Annotated in this window: 19 protein-coding genes; 11 read left to right on the top strand and 8 right to left on the bottom strand. The window is 65.8% G+C overall.

What is annotated here, in order from left to right; genetic code table 11:
* Positions 1-68: 68 nt before the first annotated feature.
* Complete coding sequence (locus tag MTX23_RS23360) at positions 69-5,981, bottom strand: negative regulator of septation ring formation (RefSeq protein WP_280972536.1); 5,913 nt, start codon at positions 5,979-5,981, stop codon at positions 69-71.
* Between the two features lie 376 nt (positions 5,982-6,357).
* On the opposite strand from MTX23_RS23360, the gene MTX23_RS23355 reads away from it, so the two are divergent.
* Together MTX23_RS23355 and MTX23_RS23350 are read left to right on the top strand one after the other, a co-directional pair.
* Entirely contained in the window at positions 6,358-6,735 is a 378-nt protein-coding gene (locus tag MTX23_RS23355) for an Hpt domain-containing protein (protein ID WP_280972535.1), read from the top strand.
* A gap of 161 nt (positions 6,736-6,896) precedes the next feature.
* On the top strand, positions 6,897-7,217 hold the full coding sequence (locus MTX23_RS23350) for a 2Fe-2S iron-sulfur cluster-binding protein (RefSeq protein ID WP_280972534.1): 321 nt from the start codon (positions 6,897-6,899) through the stop codon (positions 7,215-7,217).
* Positions 7,218-7,297: 80 nt separating this feature from the next.
* On the opposite strand, the gene MTX23_RS23345 is transcribed toward MTX23_RS23350, so the two are convergent.
* Positions 7,298-7,759 carry a thioesterase family protein gene (locus MTX23_RS23345; RefSeq protein ID WP_280972533.1) on the bottom strand — a complete coding sequence of 154 codons (462 nt, stop codon included), beginning with the start codon at positions 7,757-7,759 and terminating at the stop codon, positions 7,298-7,300.
* Between the two features lie 165 nt (positions 7,760-7,924).
* Between MTX23_RS23345 and MTX23_RS23340 the strand changes: the two genes are divergently transcribed.
* Both MTX23_RS23340 and MTX23_RS23335 read left to right on the top strand, forming a co-directional pair.
* Positions 7,925-8,953 carry an NAD(P)/FAD-dependent oxidoreductase gene (locus tag MTX23_RS23340; RefSeq protein ID WP_280972532.1) on the top strand — a complete coding sequence of 343 codons (1,029 nt, stop codon included), beginning with the start codon at positions 7,925-7,927 and terminating at the stop codon, positions 8,951-8,953.
* 125 nt (positions 8,954-9,078) lie between these two features.
* Entirely contained in the window at positions 9,079-9,648 is a 570-nt protein-coding gene (locus tag MTX23_RS23335) for a DUF2147 domain-containing protein (protein ID WP_280972531.1), read from the top strand.
* A 76-nt stretch (positions 9,649-9,724) separates the two neighbouring features.
* Here the strand turns inward: MTX23_RS23335 and MTX23_RS23330 are convergent, their stop codons facing one another.
* Together MTX23_RS23330 and MTX23_RS23325 are read right to left on the bottom strand one after the other, a co-directional pair.
* A complete protein-coding gene (locus MTX23_RS23330) occupies positions 9,725-11,683 on the bottom strand; it encodes a hypothetical protein (RefSeq protein ID WP_280972529.1) in 1,959 nt (652 codons plus the stop codon).
* Positions 11,684-11,770: 87 nt separating this feature from the next.
* Positions 11,771-12,847 (bottom strand): YbhN family protein, encoded by a 1,077-nt coding sequence (locus MTX23_RS23325; protein ID WP_280972528.1) that lies wholly within the window; start codon positions 12,845-12,847, stop codon positions 11,771-11,773.
* A 588-nt stretch (positions 12,848-13,435) separates the two neighbouring features.
* On the opposite strand from MTX23_RS23325, the gene MTX23_RS23320 reads away from it, so the two are divergent.
* Both MTX23_RS23320 and MTX23_RS23315 read left to right on the top strand, forming a co-directional pair.
* On the top strand, positions 13,436-14,854 hold the full coding sequence (locus MTX23_RS23320) for an MFS transporter (protein ID WP_280972527.1): 1,419 nt from the start codon (positions 13,436-13,438) through the stop codon (positions 14,852-14,854).
* 188 nt (positions 14,855-15,042) lie between these two features.
* Positions 15,043-17,445, top strand: a complete 2,403-nt coding sequence (locus MTX23_RS23315; RefSeq protein WP_280972526.1) for an EAL domain-containing protein — start codon at positions 15,043-15,045, stop codon at positions 17,443-17,445.
* Between the two features lie 103 nt (positions 17,446-17,548).
* On the opposite strand, the gene MTX23_RS23310 is transcribed toward MTX23_RS23315, so the two are convergent.
* Complete coding sequence (locus MTX23_RS23310) at positions 17,549-17,983, bottom strand: hypothetical protein (RefSeq protein WP_280972525.1); 435 nt, start codon at positions 17,981-17,983, stop codon at positions 17,549-17,551.
* Positions 17,984-18,054: 71 nt separating this feature from the next.
* Here MTX23_RS23310 and MTX23_RS23305 point away from each other — a divergent pair, with 71 nt between their 5' ends.
* Positions 18,055-18,681, top strand: coding sequence for a hypothetical protein (locus MTX23_RS23305; protein WP_280972524.1), 627 nt, complete (start codon positions 18,055-18,057; stop codon positions 18,679-18,681).
* 70 nt (positions 18,682-18,751) lie between these two features.
* Entirely contained in the window at positions 18,752-19,345 is a 594-nt protein-coding gene (locus MTX23_RS23300; RefSeq protein ID WP_280972523.1) for a YdcF family protein, read from the top strand.
* Positions 19,346-19,359: 14 nt separating this feature from the next.
* On the opposite strand, the gene MTX23_RS23295 is transcribed toward MTX23_RS23300, so the two are convergent.
* Entirely contained in the window at positions 19,360-20,703 is a 1,344-nt protein-coding gene (locus MTX23_RS23295) for a PLP-dependent aminotransferase family protein (protein ID WP_280972522.1), read from the bottom strand.
* A 180-nt stretch (positions 20,704-20,883) separates the two neighbouring features.
* Between MTX23_RS23295 and MTX23_RS23290 the strand changes: the two genes are divergently transcribed.
* Positions 20,884-21,111 (top strand): DUF1127 domain-containing protein, encoded by a 228-nt coding sequence (locus MTX23_RS23290; RefSeq protein ID WP_280972521.1) that lies wholly within the window; start codon positions 20,884-20,886, stop codon positions 21,109-21,111.
* A gap of 150 nt (positions 21,112-21,261) precedes the next feature.
* Here the strand turns inward: MTX23_RS23290 and MTX23_RS23285 are convergent, their stop codons facing one another.
* Together MTX23_RS23285 and MTX23_RS23280 are read right to left on the bottom strand one after the other, a co-directional pair.
* Entirely contained in the window at positions 21,262-21,687 is a 426-nt protein-coding gene (locus MTX23_RS23285; RefSeq protein ID WP_280972520.1) for a universal stress protein, read from the bottom strand.
* Positions 21,688-21,821: 134 nt separating this feature from the next.
* Positions 21,822-22,364: a histidine phosphatase family protein gene (locus MTX23_RS23280; protein ID WP_280972519.1), complete on the bottom strand. Its 543-nt coding sequence runs from the start codon at positions 22,362-22,364 to the stop codon at positions 21,822-21,824.
* A 95-nt stretch (positions 22,365-22,459) separates the two neighbouring features.
* Between MTX23_RS23280 and MTX23_RS23275 the strand changes: the two genes are divergently transcribed.
* Both MTX23_RS23275 and msrB read left to right on the top strand, forming a co-directional pair.
* The gene (locus tag MTX23_RS23275; RefSeq protein ID WP_280972518.1) at positions 22,460-23,950 is read left to right on the top strand and encodes an FAD-binding oxidoreductase; all 1,491 of its coding nucleotides are present in this window, start codon (positions 22,460-22,462) and stop codon (positions 23,948-23,950) included.
* Between the two features lie 62 nt (positions 23,951-24,012).
* Positions 24,013-24,513 (top strand): peptide-methionine (R)-S-oxide reductase MsrB, encoded by a 501-nt coding sequence (gene msrB / locus MTX23_RS23270; RefSeq protein WP_280972516.1) that lies wholly within the window; start codon positions 24,013-24,015, stop codon positions 24,511-24,513.
* Positions 24,514-24,582: the final 69 nt, after the last annotated feature.

Raw genomic sequence — 24,582 nt, 5'->3', positions numbered from 1 at the left:
CCAAGCAAAAACGGAGGCCTTTCGGCCTCCGTTTTCCATTCGCTATTCGTTACTTGCTATTCGCCAATTCACCCCAGGCGTCCCGCCGCGTGGGCGAGCAGGGTGTAGACCAGCCCCGTCTCCGAGGTCAGGTGGTTGCGCAGTTCCTGCGGGCTGCGGCCGTCGCGGGCCACCTCGTCGAGCAGACGCTCGAACTCGGCGATGTAGCGGTCGACCGTCTGCTTGAAGCCGCGGTCGGAGCGATACTTCCGAGCTACCTCATCGAAGGCCTTCTGGCCGGCCGGCGTGTAGAGGCGCTTGTTGAACGCCTTGTTCTCGCCGCGCTGGTAGCGATCCCACATTTCGGCAGCCAGGTTGCGGTCCATCAGCCGGGCGATGTCGAGCGACAGCGATTCCAGCGGATTGGCGGTGGCCTGCGGCGCCGGGCGGGGCCGCTGCGCCTCGCGGCTCGGGGCGGGCGGCGGCGGCGCGTCGCTGCGGTTGAGCAGATCGGACAGCCAGCCATCGCCGCGGCCATTGTCGGGGCCCGCGGGGCTGACCGGCGGCGCTTCGGTCCGGCGCGAGGACGGCATGCCCAAGTTCTGCATACCCAGGTCCGGCGGCGGCAGCGTCGATGCGCTGTTGCCGTTGTCGCGCATGCGCACCTCGCCGCGACCGCCGCCGGCGGCCGCCGCCATCAGCGGTTCCTCCTGGCGAACGCTGCCGCGGTTGCCGCTGACGACGTCGAGCCCGCGGCCATGATGCGCCACGATGCGGTTGAGCTCGGCCAGCGCTTCGATCTGGTCGACGATCACCTTGCGCATCTGCGCGGTGTTCTCGGCGGCCTCCTGCGGCATTTCGAGCACGCCGCGGCGCAGCTCGTTACGGGTGGCTTCGAGCTCGTTGTGCATCTCGGTCGCCATCTGCTTCATCGCCGTGACCATCGCGGAGAACTTCTCCGTCGATTCCTTGAACATCGCATCGGTCTCGGCGTTGCTCTGCTGGTACAGGTCGTTCATGGCGTCGATCGTCTGCTGACGCTCGTTCTCGGCCGCAAGCCGCACCGCCTCGAACTGCCGGCTGATGGTCGCCGAACCGGCGCCGGCGGTCTCCGCCACCACGCGGGCGATGTCGCGGGCACGCTCTTCGGCCGCGGCCAGCGATTCATCGAGCAGGCCGGTGAAGCGCGACAGCCGCTGGTCGAGATCGGTGGTGCGCAGGTCGATGGTGGTGATCAACGATTCCAGCTCCGACTTGCGCTCGTTGACGGACGCCGTCGTGGAGCGATTGGCCTGCTCGACCATGGCAGCTGCGTCGATCAGCGCCTTGCCATGGGTTTCGAACTGGCTCGACAGCTGACCGAGGTCCTCCAGCGCCCTGCTGGTCTTGCTGTTGAACACCGTGAGCTGGTCTTCCAGGGTCTGGGTTGCCACGCCGTTGCGCGAGGTGACGTCGTTCATGGCGGACACGAAGTCGGCCACCCGGGTCACCAGCGCACGCTCCAGCGAGTTGAGGTTGTCGTGGGCGCCGGTCAGCACCTCCTGCAGCAGGATGTTGCCCTCGCGCAGCCGCTCGAACAGCGCCACCGTATCGGTGCGCAGGATCTTGCTGGTTTCCTGCATTTCGGTGACCGCCGAGATCGAGACCTGGCGCGACTGGTCAATCGCCGCGCGCGAGGCCTGCTCGAGGTCCTTGAGCGACTTCGCCACTGCGCCGGTCGCCTGGTCGCCGGCCGAGGTGATGTTGCGCGCGACGTCGTTGCCGTGCGCCGCCATCGACTGCGAGAACGCCTGGCCGCGGGTTTCGATCGCCTTCAGCGCATCGGCAGTCGAGCGATCGATGTCGGTCGCAAGCTGCGTAGTCTTGGCGGTCAGCGCCTCGACCAGCGCGCCGCGGCGGCTGTCGACCATCTGCGACAGGCGGTCGGTCTGTTGCTGCACATAGGTGACGATCTCGTCGGTCTTGCCGGTCATCGCCGATCCGAACGCGCTCGAGGCAGACAGCACCGAACGTTCGATGTCGGCCGCGGTCGACTTGACCTTGGTCGAGACCTCGCTCGACATGTTGACCAGCGCCGCCTGCGCATTCTGCGCCGAGCTCTGGATGTTGTCGGTGGTCTTGGCCGTGACCGCGCCGAGCGTATGCTCGATATCGGTCGAGAGCGCGCGGATCTGGTTGGCGGCGTCAGTGGAGGTCGCCGCGAACGAGCTCTGGGCCTCGCGGGCGCTGCCGAGGATGGTCTGCGCGGTCTCCGCGCTGGCCGCGGTCAGCGTGCGCTCGATCTCGGCCGAGAGGTTGCGGATCTGATTGGCGGCGTCGGTGGAGGTTGCCGCGAACGAGCTCTGGGCCTCGCGGGCGCTGCCGAGGATGGCCTGCGCGGTTTCCGCACCGGCGGTGGTCAGCGTGCGCTCGATCTCGGCGGAGATCTCGCGGATCTGGCTTGCCGCCTCGGTGGAAGTCGCCGCGAACGAGCTCTGGGCCTCGCGGGCGCTGCCAAGAATGGTCTGGGCCGTGTTGGCGCCGACCGCGGTCAAGGTGCGCTCGACATCGATCGCCAGCGACTTGACGTGGCTGGCGGCGTCCGACGACGCCGACACGAGGGCGCTCTGCGCCTCGCGGGCACCGGCGGTGATGGTTTCGGCCGTGCCGGTGCCGGCCATCGACAGCGAACGCTCGACGTCGGCGACGAGCGCCGTCACCTTGGTCGCAGCCTCGGTCGAGGCATTGATCAGCGTATTCTGGGCATCACGCGCACCGGCGGTGATGGCTTCCGCGGTCGCGGCGCCGGCCATCGACAGCGAGCGCTCGATGTCGGCCGCGAGCGTGCGGACCAGGCTGGTGGCTTCGGTGGACGCGTCGGCCAGCGTGCTCTGGGCCTCGCGCGCACTTGCGACGACCGCCTCGGCGGTGGCCGTGCCGGCCGTCGAGAGCGAGTGCTGCAAGTCGGCGGAGAGCGTACGCACCAGATCGGCGGTCTCCGTGGATGCGTCGGCCAGCGTGCTCTGGGCTTCGCGGGCAGAGGCGACCACGGCTTCCGCGGTGGCGGTGCCGGCCATCGACAGCGAGCGCTCGACGTCGCCGGCGAGCGACTTGACCTGGCTGGTGACGTCGGTCGACGTCGAGATCAGCGTGGTCTGGGCCTCGCGCGCACCGGTCATGATTGCTTCGGCGGCAGCGGAGCCGGCCATCGACAGCGAATGCTCGACGTCGGCGGCGAGCGACTTGACCTGGCCTGCGGCCTCGGCGGAGGCGGTGACCAGCGTGGTCTGGGCTTCGCGCGCGCCCGACAGCACGGAGGCTGCGGTGGCGCTGCCGGCGGCCTGCAGCGTGCGCTCCACGTCGGCCGACAGGGCCTTGATCTGGGAGGCGACGTCGCCGGAGGAGGAGACCAGCGAGGCCTGCGCGTCGCGGGCGCTGGTGAGGATCGAATTGGCGGCGCTGGTGCCAACGGCGGTCAGCACGGCCTCGACCTCGGACGAGGTCAGCTTGAGCTGCGCCCCGACGTCGGTGGACACGGTGAGCAGCGACTGTTGCGCGGTACGCGCACCGGTCTGGATGGTCTCGCTGGTGTTGACCACGAGGTTCGTCAGCGAGCGCTCGGCGTCCTCGACATGGGACTTGATGCTCGACGACAGCAGCTCCGCGCGAGCCATCAGGTCGTCGCTCGCCTGGCGGCCGCTGCTCTCGATGCGGCCTGCGACGGCCTCGACGCGCGAGCCGAGCAGATCCTCGAACTGCGCGACGCGGGTGTCGATGTCGTTGGCGATCGCGCCGACGCGGGTTTCGATACCCTGCTGGACGTCGACGAAGCGCGCCGAGATGGTGTCGGTCAGGCGCGCGCTATGACCGTTGATGGTCTCGGCGAGGCGGTCGCCGTGGCCGTTGATGGTCTCGCTGACACCGTTGATGCGATGGTCGACCGCGGCGATCGCCTGCACGGTGCCCTCGGTCAGGGTCGTGGTGAGCAGGCCGAGCCGCGAGTCGATCGACTGGATCGCCTGGGCGGCGCCTTCGGTCAGCGAGGTCGCGAGCGTGCCGAGATGGCCGTCGATGGAGGCGGTGACGGATTTCGCACGGCTCTCGAAGGTGATTTCGAGCGTCTTCAGGCGGTCATCGATGGTGCCATCCAGCGACCTGAGGTGGCCGTCGAGCGAGCCGATCCTGCTGGCGAGGGAACTGTCGAGGGAACCGATCTTGCTGGCGAGCGAGCTGTCGAAGGTCGAGAGCTTGTTGTCCAGCGAGGCGTCGAGATTGGTGACGCGGTCGCCGAGCGTGGTCTCGAACTTCAGCAGGCGCTGGTCGAGCGAGGCGGTGATCTCGCCGCCGTTCGAGCTGACGCGATGATCGAAGGTGTCGACATAAGTCTTCAGGCTGTCGGCGATGTCCTGGGTCCGCTGGCCCATGCGCTCGACGATGTCGCCGCCGAAGGTCTTCACCGTGCGGTCGAATTCCGAGATGTGGCGCGTGATCAGCGCGCCGAGCGTGCCGGAGTCGCGGGCGAAACGCTCGGCGAGCTCGCTGCCGTGATTCTTCACCAGCTCGTCGAATGCGCTCATCTGCAGCGATAGCGAGTCGTGCGCGGTCTCGGTCTGGCTCACGACCCTGGCTACCAGCGAATTGACGGTGACGTCGAGCGCCTCGCTCGCCTTGTCGCCGCTTGTCATGATCTGGCCGGCGAGGCGGTTGCCGGCGTCGTCGATCTTGCTGACGAGGTCGTTGCTGCGCAGCTCGAGCTCCAGCAGCAGCGAGTCGGCGGAGTTCTTCAGCGAGTCGTGGACCTGCTCGGTGCGGTCGGAGATGCCGTCGACGATGGCCGACGACCGCTGCTCGAAGTCGCCGGTGATGCGGTCGACGCGCTCGTTCAGCATCTCGTGGATGCGATCGGCCAGGTCGACGAACTCGTCGTGAACGTGGCCAGTCTTGAAGTTGAGGCTGGTGGTGAGCCGCTCGGTCGCTTCGAGCACGGCTCGGGTGGTCTCGGCACTGGCCTCCTCGAGGCGGTCGAGCAGGTCACCGCCGCGCTCGCCAAGCGCGAGGATCATGTTGTCACCGGCATGGCTCAGCGCGGTCGTGATGTGCTGGCCGCGCTCTTCCAGCGCGCCAGTGATGCTCTTTGCGACCTCGTCGACGCGCGAGGCGATCGCATCCGAGATCAGCGCGATGTCATGGCGCAGGTCGATCTGCACGCCGGAGATCGCGCTGCGCACCTGCTCGGCCTGGCCTACCAGATTGTCGCGCTGGTGGGCGATGTCCTGCAGCAGCGCGCGGATGCGCACTTCGTTGTCGGAATAGGCGCGTTCCAGCGCCGCGACCTCATTGGCGACGAGGGTTTCGAGTTCGCCGGCGCGCGCGATCGCACGCTCGACGCCGTCGCCCATCGCCGCGACCTCGCGGCGGATCGCCTGGCCGACCGTGACCATGGAATCAGCGGCGGCGTTTTCAGGCTCGGAGAAGCGGATCGCGACCTGGGCCATCGATTGCGCGATCATCTGCATTTCCTGGCCGCGCCAGGCGAGGCTCGCGAGGAAATAGAACAGCAGGATCGGCGCGAGAAAGAGGGCCGCAAGGCCGGCGAACATCAGGACGCCGCTGCCCTGGGCCATCCCGGCTTGCAGCGACGGCAGGAAGGCAACGGTCAGGATGATGCAACCGAGCAGCCAGACGCCGGCAGCGATCGATGCGAACATGAAGGCGTTGCGCGCGGGGCGGCCCTTGCGCAGCGACTGAAGCAACTGGCCGATCGTTTCGCGATCGTCGTTGGCGGCGCGGCGCGGCGCGCGCGGCTCCTCGATCGGATCGAACGCGGAGCGGTCCGTGCTCGGACGGGGCTCGAATGACGTCGCCGAGAAGTCGGGCGAAGCCGGCGGAAGGCTCGGCTGCATGGCCTGCTCGGTGGTGGCGCCTGACTTTTCGGCGCTCTGCTCGTTGATGTTGAGGGCTTCCTGAATCGCAGAAAGCGCGACTTCGGTGGGATCTTTGACCTTCTTTGGAGTGTTCGCCATGTTCAGTCTGAGCCCTCTACTATTTTACGCGCGGCGAACTTGCGAACGCCCCCCGCAAGCTCGAGCCTCTGCCCAAAGCGGAACGCAAGCGTGCCCGTCGGCGGCTTGTCCGCTACATCCGCAAACATCCTATTGGCTGAGCGATGCGAATGAAATGCTTGCGATTAATACTTTCTTAATCATCGTTAACAGCTTTAAGCCATAAGGCCTTATGGGTACTCGAAATTTCCGTCGAACTGCGCCAATTGTGTCGAGATATTGTCCGAAATCGGGCCGATTTGCAGATGATCCCGACAACAATCCGTTAACCAGTTTCATGATTGGCTAGGCCGATAAACCGCCGGGAAGTGCCCTGCGGGGACGACAGGGACTGGCGATGCCGCTTCATCTGGGACGGGTTGAATGGACGCAATCGCCGCCGCTCGCGCCCGGCAACGGTCCGATCGATCTCGACCACCTCCAGCGCATGACGCTGGGCGACCCGGGTCTCGAGCGGGAAGTGCTGGCGATGTTCTCGGCCCAGTCGGCCAGGATCCTGGGTGAACTGACGGCGTTGCCGGCCGAGGCCGCGACCCATGCCCACACCCTGAAGGGATCGGCACGCGCGATCGGTGCCTTTGGGGTGGCCGACGCCGCAGCCCGGCTGGAAAGGGCGCTGTCCTCCGGTTCCGACCCGTCCCAGCCGCTTGCCGAACTCGGGACGGTCATTGCGGAGGCGCGCGCTGCGATCGAGCTGATCCTGCATCGGTCCTAGGGAAACCCCTCAAGGGGCCCGCCAAAGGGGTCGATGGCCCATCCGAAACCGGCCGGCAGGTTTTCGGTCCCCGCCGCTAGCGCTGTGCGGATCGACCCGTTATACGACTGCCGGGGACCTTTCCATCTATTGTCCGGCGCATTCCGGCAGCACGAGCGATCATGGCCAAAATCCACTTTATCGACCATTCCGGCGAGAAACGCACCATTGAGATCGAGAACGGCGCGACCGTTATGGAAGGGGCGATCCGCAACGGCATTCCCGGCATTGAAGCCGAATGCGGCGGGGCCTGCGCCTGTGCGACCTGCCACGTCTATGTCGATGAAGCCTGGCGCGAGAAGGTCGGCCCTCCGTCGCCGATGGAGGAGGACATGCTGGACTTCGGTTTCGACGTGCGGCCGAACTCGCGGCTGTCCTGCCAGATCAAGGTGACCGACGAGCTCGACGGTCTCGTCGTGTCGACGCCCGAGCGGCAGGCCTAAGGCCTTTGAGCATGATCTCCGCGCAAACGCTTGGCGTTTGTCGCGAGGGAAAACCGCTTCACACTCTCCCGGATCATGCTCTATTCGCCGTCCGGATTCACGCCGCGCCGAACCCAGCGTCGAAAGTTCTCTTTGACCTCGGCCGGCAAGGGCGTCGGCCTGCGGGTGGCCTCGTCGATCATGACGGTCACGGCCCGCGCCGACGCCACGCATTTCCCTTCCGAAAACACCACCTGATCGAAGCTGGTCGAGGTCCGTCCGAATTTCACGAGGCCGAGCCCTAGCTCGATCTTGCCCGGCCAGTGCAGCTCGGCACGGAAATGGATGTCGAGGCGCACCATGATCCAGCCGAGCCCGGGTGGCATCAGCCCCATGCTGCGGTCCTTCACCAGCGTGACGCGGCCGGTCTCGAAATATGTTGCGTAGACCGCATTGTTGACGTGCCCGTTCGGATCGAGATCGGCGAAGCGCACGTTGTCGGTGAGGCGATAGGGGAAGTCTTCCAGGCGCAGCGTATCGTCGGCGCGGATCGGGGCGTTCACGAGGGGTCTCCGTCAGTTTCCCGCCCATACAGCCGACTTGCTGAGGCTCGGCAAGGGGTTGCCGCGCCAGCCTCTGCCCCTATTATGCATGTCACGATCCGGCATCACCTCATGGCTGGACAGGCGACGGCCGTCACAGTCGATTTCAACTGAAAAGAAGCGGATATGAGCGAACCGATTAAAACCGATGTGCTGATTATTGGCGCAGGTCCCTGCGGACTGTTCGCCGTGTTCGAACTTGGCCTGCTCGACATGAAGGCGCACCTTGTCGACATCCTCGACAAGATCGGCGGGCAGTGCGCCGAGCTTTATCCGGAGAAGCCGATCTACGACATTCCCGGCATCCCCTTCGTCACCGGCCAGGGCCTCACCGAGCAGCTGATGGAGCAGATCAAGCCGTTCCATCCGACTTTCCATCTCAACGAGATGGTGGAGACGATCGAGAAGATCGGCGATCCGCTGTTCCGGGTGAAGACCGATGGGGGCAAGGAGTTCGAGGCCAAGGTCGTGGTGATCTCCGCCGGCGGTGGCTCGTTCCAGCCGAAGCGGCCGCCGGTGCCGGGCATCGAAGCCTATGAGGGGACATCGGTGCACTACGCCGTGCGCAAGATGGAGCAGTTCCGCGACAAGAGCATCCTGATCGTCGGCGGCGGCGATTCCGCGCTCGACTGGACGCTCAATCTGCATCCGATCGCCAAGCGCATCACGCTGCTGCACCGGCGCGACGATTTCCGCGCGGCGCCCCACAGTGTCGAGCAGATGCGCGCGCTGGTCGCCGACGGCAAGATGGATCTGAAGATCGGCCAGGTCACCGGGCTGGAAGGTGCGAGCGGTCAGCTCTCGGGCGCGACCGTCAAGGGCAACGACAATTCGGTCTCGACGGTCGCCTGCGATACGATGCTGCCGTTCTTCGGGCTCACCATGAAGCTCGGCCCGGTCGCGAACTGGGGCGTGGCGCTGGAGAACAATCTGGTGCCGGTCGACACCGCGGCGTTTGAGAGCAACGTTCCCGGCATCTTTGCGATCGGTGACATCAACACCTATCCGGGCAAGCTGAAGCTGATCCTCTCCGGCTTCCACGAGGGTGCGCTGATGGCGCAGAAGGCGTACCGCTATGTCTATCCGGACAAGCGGCTGGTGTTCCAGTACACGACCTCGTCATCGAGCTTGCAGAAGAAGCTCGGCGTGAGCTGATTGCAGCCGAATTGTGACCGGCAGAAGCGGTGCGGACGTCTCCGGCATGACGCGGGGTACTAGAACGCTCCGCGAAATGGACGTAGACTCCGAGCTTCGGTTAGTCGGTCGATCAGGTGATGACGATGCGGAACACGCTATCCAGACTTCGGCTGATCTTCGCAATCGCAACGGCGCTCATCGTTGCGATTCCATTTGCGGCCTCGGCCGCAGAGCCCTCCGCCGCCGGCCTATGGCAGAAGGTTGAGGACGGCAGGACATCCGGGTGGTTTCTGATCGTAGACCACAGCGGCATCTTCGAAGGCGTCATCGCCAAGATGTTTCCCTTGCCCGAGGATCCGCCCAATCCCGTCTGCACGAAATGCACCGACGATCGCAAGAACGCGCCTTGGCTGGGACTGTCCTTCATCCGCGACATGAAGCGTGCGGGCCTGAAATACGAGAACGGCAACGTGCTCGATCCGCGCGATGGCAAGGTCTACAAGGCGAAGATGACGCTGAGCCCCGATGGGCAGACGCTGACCATGCGTGGCTATCTCGGTATCTCGCTGTTTGGCAAGGACGAGGTTTGGACCCGGCTGCCTGACTCCGCGATGGCCCAGCTCGATCCAGCGATCGTCGCCAAATACATGCCGTCGGTCGCGGCAGTGAGGACGCCAGCGCCACCACCGACGCCGATGACGAAACGGCACTAGGGAATCGGAATCGCGCATCCTTGTTTGGAGGCGCTTCCTTGCGCGCTCACGTCAAGCAGCCCGAACCCATCGCAATCTAGCGCTGTACCGGCGCAGCGGGGAGCGGCGCGACCGGTTCCGAAATGATTTCCGGCACGACATTGTCGAGTTGCAGCACGCCGGCGGCGGCGGGCACGGCGGCATCCGCCATCGCCGCGTGTCCTTCGGCAGTCGGGTGCACGGCGCCGCCGTAAACCGCGGAGAGAATGCCCCAGGTCGCGTCGTGGATGTCGGTCGGCTGCATCGAGGCCGGCAGGGCCTGCGGATAGGTCATCGCAGCGAAATAGCTGTCATTGGCATCGCGGATCCAGCGCGCGCGCGGCAGGTAGGCGCGATAGTCGCCCGCGCTGCGGCCGCATTTAAGCGGCTGGCTCGCTGCGGCGACGATGTCGGACACGAAGCTGTCGCCATTGGCGGAGAAGCAGTCGCGGTCGAACTCCGGATCGGTCGACGCACGCGCGCAGAAGCCGTGGCTGGCAAACGCGTCCTGGTGCGCATCGACGAACGTCATGCGATCGGTCTGCGGATCGCGGCAGATGGTGCCGGACTGGCATAGCGCGAGTGCCTTGAGCTGCGGCAGGAACTCGTTCTGCACGAAGCTCGAGACGGTCGCGAGCCGCTGCGGATCGGCGTTGAAGGAGGGGTGGATGTCAAAGCCGGCGCGGCCGCCGGGGCAGGGCGTTCCGCCATTGGTCAGTGCCGGATTGGCATAGGCCGTATAGATGACCCGCGAAAGGTCGCCGCCGACCAGCGGCTTCAGCGCATCGCGCAGCCTGGCAAACCCGGACGGCAGATCGCGCGCCAGCGCCGAGCGGGCATCGTCGACCGAGGCTAACGAGCCGCTGCGCTTGAACAGCGTACGCTCGGTCGGCGTGTCGACGATCACGTCGGCGACGAGGCCGGAGAAGTAGATGTCGTTGGCGCCGATCGACAGCAGCACGAGGTCGAGCGTGCGGTCCGGCTGGCGGCGCTTCGCGGCCGCCAGCGCCGCGCGCAGCTCGACGAGCTGGCCGTTCACGGTGCCCGAACAGCTGCTGGTGGTCTTCGTCGGCAGGCACTCCCGCGCCTGCTGCGAACCGAACAGGCCATCGGCAATGGTGGCGCCGGTGCAGGCCAGCGGCAGATAAGTCACCGCGATGTGCGGATATTGCACGGCGAGCGCCAGCGCGGTGCGGGTTTGGTAGCTGTAGAGCGAGCGATGGCAGGCCGAATTGAACCATAGCGCGCTGTGGCGCTGCCAGTTCGACAGGCTGTCCGGCGCCTCGCAGGCGCGCCCGCCCTTGTAGCCGGCGCGGCTCGGCCGGTAGTATTGCGCACCGCCGAGATAGGAGCGGAAGCAGAAGCCGTCGTCGGACAGCGCGATCGCGCGGTCTGGATTGCCCTCGCCGGAGGCGATGCTGTCGCCCAGGCCGGCTATGAAGAAATCACGCACCGCGATCTGGGTCGTGACGCGCTGGTTTGCCTCCGAGCCGCTCGCGACGTCGACGGTCGCGACCGTGGTACGGCCGTAGCGGACGCGTAGGTTAACCGGTTCGGCGCAATCGAAGGTCGAGGATTGCGGCCCGTCGCCGTCGTCGAACGACCAGGCGCAGGTCGCGCCGACCGGAACCGGTCCTGTAAGGCGGACGATGATCGCGTGGTCGATCGGCGTCAGGTAGCTTTCCTTGACGTTGTCGCGGGTGCAGGGCTCGCTGACGCGGCCTTGCAGGTCGATACAGAGCCGGTTGACCGTATTGCGCGCCCAGCCGCGGCCATCGCTCTGCAGTTCCAGGGCCCGCTCGGAGTCCAACACGCTGCGGCCGAGCCCGCTTTCGACATGGAGGCGGAAGTCGCGCTCCTCGCGGAACAGGCGGAAGCGGTTGCGAACCTCCCAGGAGATCTGCAACGGGTTGTCCTGGGCTTCCGCGGCCGACGCGATGACCGCGGATAGTGCGCTGCCGAGCAGCGCTGCGCAGACCGTCAAACGAAACGAAAATCGAGCCAAAAAACGAACCATGGCGCGTTTGACGTCAACGGTAAGGCAAAAATAAGAGAACGGGGTTGAGGGGACAAAAAACCCTGCACGGTGGTGATAACGTCGCTGTTACCTCTTCAGCCGCCGGATCCGCTGCTGTCGGCTTTCGATCGGCTGCCGCACGGTCGCCGAAGCCGTGCAGGCCTGGCTAAGTCGCTTTCGTTCCTGCCAGGGCTGCACCACGTTGAGCCAGAGCTCGCGCATGCCCATGATCGAGATCGAGATCCCGAAGGGGATCAGGAAATAGAGGACGCGGAACACGACCAGCGTCGCCAGCAACTGTTCCTTGCTGAATTCCGGCAGCGCCACCAGCATCGCAGCATCGAACACGCCGATCGAGCCGGGGGCGTGGCTGGCAAAGCCGAGCAGGGTGGCCAGGATGAACACGACCGCCAGCGAAACGAAGTCGATATACGGCTCGGTCGGCATCAGCAGGTACATCGCGAGCGCGCAGAAGCCGAGATCGACCACGCCAATGAGGACCTGCAGCAGCGTCAGCTTCGCCGAGGGCAATACCACCTTCCAGCCGTTCTGGCCGAGTTCGCGACGCTTGTCGCCGGTGAGGAGCCAGACGAAATAGGCGGCGATGCCGGCAAGGCAGCCGATCGCGATCAGCCGGTTCATCGCAGGCGGCAGCAGGTCCATCGCCGATGCCGCGGCGGGGTGCCAGGCCATGCCGAAACCCAGCACGAACAGGTTGCCGAGCCAGAACGTCAGTCCCGACAGGAAGCAGATCTTGGCGACGTCGATCGCGGTCAGGCCGTAGTCGGAATAGATCCGGAACCGGATCGCGCCGCCCGTGAAGACGGTCGCGCCGATATTGTGGCCAATGGTGTAACTGGTGAAGCTTGACAGCGCTGCGATGCGGTAGGGGACGTGGTTCTTGCCGATCGTGCGCAGCGCAAAGAAATCATAGAAGGTCAGCGTGCAGAAGGCGCCGACGACGCAGAGGGCAGCCAGCGCGATCCGGTGCGGCGCGATGTTGGTCAGCGCGGTGAGGATGACACCGGTATCGACGCCCTTCAGGGTCCGGACCAGCGTCGTGACCGCAAACGCGATGATGAGCACACTCGCAGCGATCCCGAGCCGTTTCCAGCCGATGTTTTCCTTGAAGCCACGCCCGAGCGTGGTCAGCAGTCGATGCATTCATCCTCCCGGCGGGCGGCAATTTCAGTGGGACCCGGTCACGGACGGCGACGGGTGACGGGCAGACGCACCGTGCGCGATGACCCATAAGGCAAAACCGATGCGTTGTGCAGTCCTTGACAAGCCAAGCTTCGGCTCCCGTCGGTCGTCATTGTCATATTGGCTACATATGATGTCGTCTCGTGGAATGTGAGTCGCATGTAAGGCATTTGCCGCGGTCAGTTCACCGCACGTTCTGGTGTTCCGGCCGGTTTCCTCCACATTTTTTGCATATTTGCCGCGGCGGCAGGTCTGCCGCCCCAATTCTCGAATGGACGATATGCATGAGAGTGGGGTCGCACCACCGGCCCCGTTTACCAAGGCGACAAGTCGGCGCGCACAGCGTACCTGCACGGGGATGTGCGGCCCCCGGCCGGGAAGCGGCCGATATCGCGCCGGTCCGTTGGTCTATTGAGGCAAAACGACGCGCGACCTGGAGCCCGCCCGCGCGTCGACCGACGACAGGATGATATACTTCGATATGAAGCGAAGTATTCTGTCGAAACGGATGCCTATGTGCTGCATTGGTAGCCACGATCGAGGTGAGCCATGCAACGCATATCCCCGCGCGTCCAGTCCGAGCCGAAACAACGCGCAGCCTCCCGCCCCGAGCAGGCCCGGCTTGCGACGACCGTGACGCTTGCCGCGATGAGCCTCGGCTACGGCGTCGTGCAGCTCGACGTCACCATCGTCAACACCGCACTCAATGCCATCGGCGCCTCGCTCGGCGGCGGCGTTGCCGAACTGCAATTGGTGGTGAGCGCCTACACGGTCGCCTTCGCCGCCTTCATCCTGACGGCGGGCGCGCTCGGCGATCGCATCGGCGCCAAGCGCATCTTCATGGCCGGGTTCGCGCTCTTCACCGCGGCTTCGGTTGCCTGCGCATTTGCGCCTGATGCCGTGATGCTGATCGCGGCACGCTGCGTGCAGGGACTGGCCGCGGCCATCCTGGTGCCGAACTCGCTCGCGCTGCTGCGCCATGCCTATGCGGACGAGAAGGCGCGCGGACGCGCCGTCGGTATCTGGGCCGCAGGCGCGAGCCTCGCGCTGACCGCGGGCCCGCTCGTCGGCGGTGGCTTGATTGCGCTGGTCGGCTGGCGCGCGATCTTCCTGGTCAATTTGCCGATCGGACTTGCCGGTTTGTGGCTCGCCTGGCGCCATGCCGGCGAAACCACGCGCCACCTGCAGCACGAGCTCGACCTGCCGGGCCAGCTCGCCGCGGTCGCTGCTCTCGGCACGCTGGCCGGTGCGCTCATCGAAGGCGGCGCACTTGGCTGGAGCAGTCCATTCGTGGTCGCAGGCTTCGTTCTGGCGGCGGTCTTCGCGATGCTGTTCGTCTGGCGCGAGTCGCGCGCGGCCCAGCCGATGCTGCCGCTGTCGCTGTTCCGGCAGCGGATATTCGCCCTGACCTCGCTGGTCGGCCTGCTCGTCAATGTCGCCTTCTACGGTCTGATCTTCGTGGTCAGCCTTTACTTCCAGCAGGTCAACGGCCTGTCGGCGCTCGAGACGGGTCTTGCTTTCGTGCCAATGCTGGGAGCGGTCCTGCCGGTCAACCTGATTGCGCCGCGCGTTGCGGAGCGGATCGGCGCGGCTGCGACCATCGCGCTCGGCACCGTGCTGGCGGCCGCCGGGTGTCTGGCGATGCTGGGCATCGATCGCGACACGAGCTATCTGGCGATCTGCCTGCAACTGATCGCGATGAGCGGCGGGCTGGGCCTTCTGGTGCCGCCGCTGACATCCACGCTGCTCGGCAGCGTCGAGCCGCAGCGCTCGGGCATCGCGGCCGGCGTGCTGAACGCCACGCGGCAGACCGGCAGCGTGCTCGGTGTCGCGCTGTTCGGGTCGCTGGTCAGCCGGTCCTCGGCCTTCATCACCGGCCTGCATGCCGCGCTCCTCATCTCGGCCGGCGTGCTGCTGACGGCGGGTGCGATGATCTGGGTCGGCGCATCATCACAAGCGCGGCAATGATCGAGGCAGGTGATTGCAGAGTAGCGGCTGTGTGACGCTCAGCGCCAACTCTCGCGACCCGACCGGGTTGGACGAAGCCTTGTCGCGCCGTTCAAACCTTTCTTCACCATGCGCGGAGTCCCGCTGCACGGAGTTACCGTTCGTACACGAATGGGATCGCCTTTATAGGTCTATAACGGGGGCCTATAATGTATCGCGTTCTGACCTGTCTCACCTTGGAGCATGACTGGCGGCTGGTCGTCCTTGGCGGGGTGATCTGCATGCTCGCCAGCGCAGTCGCGATCAGTCTGTTTCATCGCGCCCGTGCTGCGGACGGCCGCGCGCGCGACATCTGGATAGGTCTGGATGCAGCGGTGGGCGGTTGCGGCATTTGGGCCACCCACTTCGTCGCCATGCTGGCCTATGATCCCGGCGTTGGCGCCGGCTACAATATCCCGATCACCCTCATGTCGCTGGTGCTTGCCGTGGCCGTCCTGGCCGTCGGACTTTCCGTCGCCTCGTTCGACGGGCGTTGGTGGACGGTCGCAGCCGGCGGCACGATCGTCGGCGCCGGTGTCGCGGCGATGCACTATACCGGCATGTTGGGGCTCGAATTGCCGGCACGCATCGTTTGGTCGCCGAGCATCGTCGTGGCTTCGATCGCGTTCGGAGGCGTGTTTGCAGCGCTTGCGCTGATCGTCGCCGCCCGCGGCGAAAGCTTCGGCCATACGGCCGCGGCGACAGGCCTGCTGACGATTGCGATCGTCTCGCATCACTTCACGGCGATGGGCGCGGTCACCGTGATTCCCGATCCGACCGTCGTTGCCGACGGACTAACGATCTCGCCGTCGGTGCTGTCGTTCATGACCGCCGTTGCGGCCTTCGCCATTCTCGGTATTTCGCTGATTGCAGCCATTCTCGACCGTCGCGCCAAGACCGAGCTTCAGAAGCAGAAGCTGGTGCTGGATACCGCGCTCGAGAACATGTCGCAGGGACTGTGCATGTTCGACGCCGACGGCCGCATCATGCTCTTCAACGAGCGCTACGGCGAGATCATGGGCCGCAGCCGCACGCCGCTGCAGGGACGCCTGCTGATCGACGTGTTGCAGGACCTTCGCTCGCTCGGTGAGTGGGATGGCGATCCGGACGAGTTCTGCGCCGGCCTGATCGCCGAGGCGAAGGCGGGCAATACCGCGACCCGGATCATCAGTCGCAACGGACGCGCCATCCGTGTCGTCGACCAGCCGATGAAAGGGGGCGGATGGGTTGCGACCTTCGAGGACATCACCGAGTGGCAGCAGGCCCAGGAGCAGATTTCGCACATGGCGCGGCATGATGCGCTGACCAATCTGCCGAACCGGACACTGTTCCGTGAACAGCTCGAGAAGGCGCTGCGTCTCGCCAAGCGCTCCGACCAACTCGCGGTGCTCTGCCTTGATCTCGACCATTTCAAGGAGATCAACGATACGCTCGGACATCCGATCGGCGACGCGCTGCTTCGGGAAGTGGCGCGCCGGCTCGGCGAATGCGTGACCGAGCATGACACTGTAGCGCGGCTTGGCGGCGACGAATTCGCCATCGTGCAGTTCTGCAGCAACAGCGAACCATCGGTCGTCTCAGCGCTTGCCAGCCGGATCGTCGAGACGATCTCGGCGCCCTACGAGATCGGTGGGCACCAGCTCGTGATCGGCGTCAGCATCGGGATCTCGCTCGCACCCGAGGATGGCAAGGGTCCCGATGAGCTCCTGCAAAAGGCCGATCTCGCGCTGTACCGCGCCAAGGCCGACGGCCGCGGCACCTACCGCTTCTTCGAGACCGGCATGGACGCACGCGCACAGGCGCGCCGCATGTTGGAGCGCGACCTGCGCCTGGCGCTGCAACGCGATGAGTTCGAGGTCTACTATCAGCCGATCCGCGACGTCGCGGGTGACCGGATCGTGGCGTTCGAGGCGCTGGTGCGCTGGAATCACGCGCTGCGCGGCCTGATCGCGCCGAGCAACTTCATTCCAGTGGCCGAGGAGACCGGCCTGATCGTTCCGCTTGGCGAGATCGTGTTGCGCAAGGCCTGCGCCGACGCCGCGGGCTGGCCTGAAGATGTTGCCGTGGCCGTTAATCTGTCACCGGTGCAGTTCAAGAATCCGAACCTGGTGGCGTCGGTGCACGCCGCGTTGCAGGCATCCGGGTTGGCGGCCGATCGGCTCGAGCTCGAGATCACCGAATCGGTACTACTGCAGAACAGCGAGGCGACACTCGCCGTGCTGCACGAGCTGCGCGGGTTCGGCGTCCGGATCTCGCTCGACGATTTCGGCACCGGCTATTCCTCGCTCAGCTATCTGCGCAGCTTTCCCTTCGACAAGATCAAGATCGACCGCTCCTTCGTCACCGACCTCGCGACCCGCGACGAGTCGATGGCGATCGTGCGGGCGGTGACCGGTCTCGGCAAGAGCCTCGGCATCGTGACCACGGCCGAGGGCGTCGAGACCGATACCCAGTTCGACCTGCTGCGCCAGGAGGGTTGCACGCAGGCGCAGGGCTATCTGTTCAGCCCGCCGCGGCCGGCGGCCGAGGTGGCGAAGATGTTGCGGAGGACGCCGGAGCGTTCCGCGGCCTGATCGGGAAGGGCATCCGGAGCGTTCTCAAGTTGATGCGGGTCGCGTAAGGACAGCGCGTCAAAACTGGAGCCTCGGTTCTGATCCAGCCGAACCGAACAATTCGCTAGGTCTTGCGTAGGGCGAAATAGGCGCCGCAAAATGCCATCACCGCACCAAGGCACAGCGCGGCAAGGCCGGCGAGCACCGCGGAAACGGTCGAGACGGAACTGGGCGCCGATGCGGCCTGGCCGGCGCCGGCCAGGATCAGCACGCCGACGACGATCAGGAACTGCCGCATCCGCTGCGGGATCTGGCCCGACACCGCGCTCTGCATCAGATTGGTGGTGAAGTAGCCGCCCGAAAACCCGACGGTCGCGATCAGCCACCATGCGATCGCCGCGCCTGCGGGCATGAATTCATGCCTGTCGGACCGCCACAGCCCGCCAAGGTCGAGCCCGTAGCGCGCGCCGAGCATGTGCACGGCCAGCGCCAGCAGCACTCCGGATACCATCGCGCCGCCGAGGATCAGGTAGCGCGGAAAATAGGTCGTCTCGGCCATGCGTCGCTTGTAGGATAGGCGTGACATGCCGCGCAAGCTCGCGCACCCGTTTGAACAGGCGGAATGGCGGATTGCCAACAACGTTGCAGGATCGGTCGGAGCCGGGCGAGCGCTCACCCGTGCGCTATGCCTACAAGGCCTCTCTGATCGGCTCAGCGCATCAGTTCGAACTGACCGATGCGGGGCTGGCCTGGACGATCGCCGGCAGGTCGGGTGTGTGGGACTATTCGGACCTTTCCGCGGTCAAGCTGTCCTATCGCCCGGTGTCGATGCAGCGGCAGCGGTTTCGTGCCGACATCGACAACGCCAAAGGCGGCCACATCGCAATTCTTTCGACCACCTGGCAAACCGCGACGCTGATCGCGCCGCAAGGGCATCTCTATCGCGACTTCATCATTGAACTGCATCGCCGGATGCAGGCGGCCGGCAGCGAAGCCGTGTTAACCGGGGGCCTCGGGCCGAAGACCTATGCTGCGGCGCTTGCATTGCTGGCGGGTCTCGCCATTGCGATGATGGGATTGCTGTTGCGCGCGCTGACGACGTCCCAATGGACCGGTGCGTTGTTCCTGCTCGGCTTCGCCGCGCTGTTTGCCTGGCAGGTCGGCGGTTTCATCACGCGCAACCGGCCGCGCCGCTACGACTTCGATCATTTGCCCGAGGCGCTGCTGCCGCCCGCGCCCCGCAACCAAGCGCAATGAAATGTGACTTCGTCCGCGCGCCCACGCGCGGCATCGTCGGCGCGAGATGTCGTGGCCGGGGAGCAGGGGCATGCAGGATCGAAGTCTGTGGATTCCGTCTGATGACGAGATCGCCGCGGTCAATGCACGACACCTGATCGAGACGCCGCTGCGGCCTACCGACCTGCTGTTCGTGTTCGGTACGCGTATGGACGTCGCCGAGCGGGTGGAGGCGGCGGTCCGGCTCTGGCGTGCCGGGGTCGTCCGCTGGTCGATCGTGAGCGGCGGCGTGACGGCTGGCGACAACCGCTCGGAATGCGCGATCATCAAGGCCGCGATGGTCGAGCGCGGCATGCCGGCCGAACGTATCCTCGAGGAGCACCGCGCGCAGAACACTGGCGAGAACGTGATCTTCTCGCTGCCGGTGATCGACGCCGCGCTCGGGCGCAACAACATCAAAGGCGTGATCTGCCTCGGCAATACCTGGACCGCGCGGCGCTATCCGATGACGCTGCAGCGGCACTGGCCAGAGGTCGAGAAGATGCTGGTCACGGTCGACACCTTCGCGACGCCGCGCGCGCTCTGGCACACCGATCCGGAATTCCGCCGCCGCGTGCCGATCGAATGGGACAAGATCGAGCCTTACAAGGCGAACGGCTTCATCGCGGAGTGGCCGGTCGTCTGAGGGGGGCTTTCCCGTCACTCCGTCGAGTCGAAATCCTCTTCCGTCGCGCTCAGCATTCCCGCCAGTGTCCGCAAGCCGACGTCGAGCTGCTCCATCGGCGGTGCCGCAAGGGCGAGCCGTACCGCATTGGGCGCGTGCCCCGGCGTGGCGGCGAAGGTCGTCGACGGCGTCAGCGCGATGTCGCGGCGCGCCGCGGCTGCGACCAGGGTCTGCGAGCGCCAGTGCTGCGGCAAGGTCAGCCAGAGGTGATAGGACTTGGGGTTGGTCTGAACTTCGAAACCGGCCAGATGCTTCGCCGCCATCTGCTGACGGCGGCCGGCATCGATCCGCTTCAGCCGGGACAACTCGGCGGCCGTGCCGTCGGCCATCAGCCGCTGCCCCGCGGCGAAGGCATAGCCCGACGCCGTCCAACCGCCCGAGCGCACCGCGGCCATAATGCTCTCGCGCAGCCGCGGCGGGGCGACAATGAAACCGAGCGCCAGTCCCGGCGCCACCTTCTTCGACAGGCTGTCGAGCACGATGCAGCGGTCGGGCGCGAGCGCCGCCAGCGGCATCTCATCGTCGAGGAACCCGTAGACACCATCCTCGACAATGACGAGACCGAGCTTCTCGACCACGCGCAACAGCTCGGCGCGGCGCTCGGCCGGCATCGTGATGCTGAGCGGGTTCTGGATCGTCGGCTGGACATAGAGCGCGGACAGATGCGCCTCGCGGTGCGCCTTCTGGACCGCATCGGGGCGGACGCCGTGCTCATCCATCGCGAGCGGCACCAGCGTGATCCCGAGCCGCGCGGCAATGCCCTTGACGAAGGGGTAGGTCAGCGCCTCGACGCCGCAGCGTCCACCTGATGAGACGACGGCGGCAAGCGCGGCGGCGATGCATTGCCGGCCGTTGGCGGTGAACACGATCTGGTCGGGACTCGGCGTCCAGCTCTTCCGGGTGAGGAATTCGGCGGAAATGGTTCGTGCCGCCCGCGTGCCGAAGCTGGTTGCCGGACGCAGCGCGCCCTCGAGCACCTCGGGCCGTTCCAGGCCCTCGAGGCTCTTGGCGATCATCGTGGCCTGGTGCGGCAGCAGTGGATAGTTGAACTCCAAGTCGATGCGGGCGCCGCGTGGCTCGGTGGGCGCTGCGACGCCACGGCGCGCCTCGCCGGATACGAATGTGCCGCGGCCGACTTCGCCGACCACGAGCCCGCGCCGCAGCAGCTCGGTATAGACCCGGCTCGCGGTCGAGACCGCGATTTTGCGTTCATAGGCGAAATGGCGTTGCGGCGGCAGGCGGTCGCCGGCCTTGAGCGCGCCGGAGGCAATCTCGGCGGCCACCGCGTCCGCCAGCTTCAGATACTCGAACCTCGACATTATTGCACCGAGAGCAATGTTTTACTTGCTCCGAGAAATGTACTGGATGATTTAATCGGGAACAAGCCCGCTATTGCACTGAGGAGAGCGCAAGCACTCCGAAGTCCCTGACGGCGCAGACGCAGAATACGCGTTTGCGTCAAAGGTATCGCTTGCCGTGCGGTGCCAAAGGAGATGACAATGACCACGATATCTTCAGCCGCGACGCTGCCCGCGCGGCCTAGTGTGTTGGGCAGATTGCTCCGAGAATGGAACGATGCAATTGTCACCTATTGGATGCGCCGCGAAGCGATCAAGGCCCTGCACGAGCTCGACGACCGGTCCTTGCGCGATATCGGGATCCCACGCTGCCACATCGAGATCGCCGTCGCCGGCAATGTCGACCTGGAGCTCATCCGTATCCGCTGAATTGCGGGGGGCGGCGTGGGCCGCAAGGCTAAAGCGCGATGAGATTGCGTTGAATCGTCAGCGCGCTTTAGGTTCTTGTTTGAGCATGATCTTCGCGCAAACGCGTTCCGCGTTTGTCGCGGGGGAAAACCGCTTCACGCTTTTCCGGATCTAGTGCCGCACCACCAGCACTGAGCATTTGGCGTAGCGCACGACGTGTCCGGCATTCGAGCCCAGGAAATAGGTGCGCATCGCCGGGCGGTGCGAGGTCATCACGATCAGGTCGGCCTTCATCGCGGCAGCCTCTTCGAGGATCTCGTGATAGATGCCGCCCTGGCGGACCACCCCCGAGATACGCGTCGGCTCTATGCCGGATTCGCGCGCCACGATGGCAAGGGCCTCTTCCGATGTTTCGCGCTGCTGGGTGTCAAAATCCGCCGGCACATATTCCGCGAGCATCACCGGCGTCATCGGCAGCACATTGAGCAGGCGGATCGAGCCGTTCCACGTGTTCGCTAGCGTTGCAGCAGTCGCGATCGCCGGCTTCGCCAGATCGGTATCGGCGAGGTCGATCGGCACGAGAATGGACTTGTACATCTGCGCCTCCTGTCCGCGATTGGTCTGGAGCCGTTTCGTCCCTGCGACGCCGTGCCTCTTGTTGTCTTGACGCGAACCGGTCCCCTGTCGCGCAAGGGAACTATAGCATGGTGGGGCTGCGATGTCCGCCAATGTCAGCTGCGCGAGGCCTGCTTCAACAGTTTCGGACTGACGAACAGCACGAGCTTGCCGCGGCGGAAGGACACCTCGTTCCAGTCATTGGTCGCGAAGTCGAAGACGGCCAGTCCCGAGGTCGGCAAGTTGTGTCTGAGCGCGCGCTTCGCGTCGTCGTCGCCGCTGCCTGTCAGCGTGAGCGCGAGCTCATGCATGCCGGGGTTGTGTCCGACCAGCATTAGCCGCTTCGGATCGGTGGCCGAGGCCATTCGGATCGTGGTGAGCAAATGTGTCGGATCCGCGCCGTAGAGTTCCGGCTGGAATTCGACTTTCGGCTGCGGCGTGTGGCCCTTCATTGCGTCGCGCACGATCTCCCAGGTCTGCGTTGCACGGACCGCGGGCGACACAAACACCCGGTCGGGGAACGGCGGATGGTGGGCGATCCAGCCGCCGATCTCCGCTGCATCGCGGTGACCGCGATCGTCGAGACGACGGTCGTGGTCCCGCCCCGAAGGCGCGTCGGTTTCGGTCTTGGCGTGACGCAGCAGCAGCAAACGGCGCATGGACTTCCATCTCGATTCGTTCGGTCGGAATTAATTCTACAGGCTCATGCCCTGGACAAGGTGACAAGCGCCGCAGCGGTTCGTAAGAAAACGCCATGAGCGAGACTTCCACAAGTGCGGCGGACGGCCCCAATCAGGCGGCCTCGCCGTTCCGTGAGCGCTTGGCGTTCGACCTCGATGTCGACATCTGTGTTGTCGGGGCAGGGCTTGCCGGCCTGACCGCGGCGCGCGAGGCCGCACGGCTCGGCGCAAGCGTCGCGGTGCTCGAGGGCCGCCAGGTCGGCTGGAACGCCTCCGGCCACCATCTCGGCACGGTGATGCCGGGTTTCGGCCTGCCGGTCGCGGACCTGATCGAGCGTGTCGGCCTCGAGGACGCGCGCGAGCTCTGGGCGCTGTCGAAAGAGGGCGCCGAGTATGTCCGCGCCACCGCCACCGAAGAATTGATTCCGGGCATCGGCTACAGCGAAGGCGCGCTGGAAGTCTCCAACGTCGATGTCGGCGAGGCGCTGATCGGCCGCCTGCAGATGCTCGCTGAGGATTTCGCGACCGAGGTCGAAGGCTGGCAGGTCGATCGCGTGCGCAGCGTGCTCCGGACCGGCCGCTACTTCCACGGCATCCATTATCCGAAGGCGTTCCAGATCGACGGCCGGAAATACGTTCACGGCCTCGCGGATCTGGCGACAGGGGCGGGTGCGCGGATCTTCGAGGACACGCCGGTCGTCAGCATCGACTTCTCAGGCATCCGCAAGCGCATCGTGACGCCGTCGGCGCGGCTGCGCGCCGGGCACATCGTGCTCGCGGGCAATGTCCATCTTGGTGCGCCGCTCAAGCGATTGTCGGACACACTGCTCCCCGTGTGGCGCTACGCCGCGCTGACCGAGCCGCTCGGCGAGCGGCTGGCGGAGACGATCGCCTTTTCGGGCTCGGTGACCGACAGCGACGGCATCGACCATTTCCGTATCGTCGGCGGTGACCGCCTGTTATGGGCCAGTCCGGAAACCACCTGGGACGCGCGGCCGCAGCGCTTCGGTGCCGCAGTGCAACGGCGGATCGCCACGATGTTTCCGCAACTCGGCAAGGTGCCGATTGCGGAGGTGTTCGGCGGCGCAGTCGGTGTCACCGTGCATGGCATGCCGCAGATCGGCCAGTTGCGCAGAGGCCTGTGGGTGGCGAGCGGCTTCGGCCGGCAGGGCCTCAACACCTCGGCGGCCGCCGGACAGTTGATTGCGCGCAGCATCCTCTGGGGCGACGACCGCTGGCGGCTGTTTTCGCCGTTCGAGCTGGTCTGGGCGGGCGGCGCCACCGGCCGCGTCGCCGGCCATTTTGTCAGCCTGTGGACGAGGGGGGCCTCGTCGGCTGCGGGCGTCCTGGCGCGCTACCGCGAGGGCGCACGGGCAAGGGAGCGGGCCCGCGAGGCGCGGCTGGCCGAAGCCAATCTCAAAGCGGGAACCAGGGGGCCAATCCGTCGGCCGCCGCCGGATGCCGTGCGTCCTGCACCACCACGGGCGCCTGCGCCGGTGCCGGACGACGAGCCGTATCCGCACGCCTCGCGAGAAAGTGAGACGATCCCCGGCGGGCCGGTGTAACGTTGTGCGGCTGCCTTCGTATTTGATGGCGAATAGTGGGCCGTCCGCATCGGAGAAGATTGATGATCGATCGCCGTATCCTGCTCGCTTCCGTCGCCAGCCTGTTTAGCATCGCCTCTCTCCGCTGGCTGCGTGCCTCGCCGGCGAAGGCCGCCGAGAAGTTCGAGGTCGAGAAGACCGACGCCGAGTGGCGTGCGCAACTCACGCCGCAGCAATATGAGATCCTGCGCAATCAGGGCACCGAGCGGCCGGGATCGAGCCCGCTGCTCAACGAGCATCGCAAGGGTATCTTCGCCTGCGCCGGCTGCGACCTGCCGCTGTTTTCGTCCGACACCAAGTTTGAGAGCGGCACCGGGTGGCCGAGCTTCTATCAGCCGCTGGAGAATGCGGTGGGCACCACCTCCGACCGCACGTTTGGTATGGTGCGCACCGAAGTGCATTGCCGCCGCTGCGGCGGCCATCTCGGCCACGTCTTCGACGATGGCCCGAAGCCGACCGGATTGCGCTACTGCATGGATGGCCTTGCGCTGGTGTTTCACCCGGCCACGCCCTCGGCCACCTGAGGCGTCCTTCCCCGGCAATTATTGCCGGCCCGGCAATTGTGCCCCGGTCCAACGATCGGGGCTTTTTTT

The organism is Bradyrhizobium sp. ISRA436 (assembly GCF_029910015.1).
Classification (GTDB): domain Bacteria; phylum Pseudomonadota; class Alphaproteobacteria; order Rhizobiales; family Xanthobacteraceae; genus Bradyrhizobium.
This window is presented reverse-complemented; position numbering and strand designations above follow the sequence as displayed.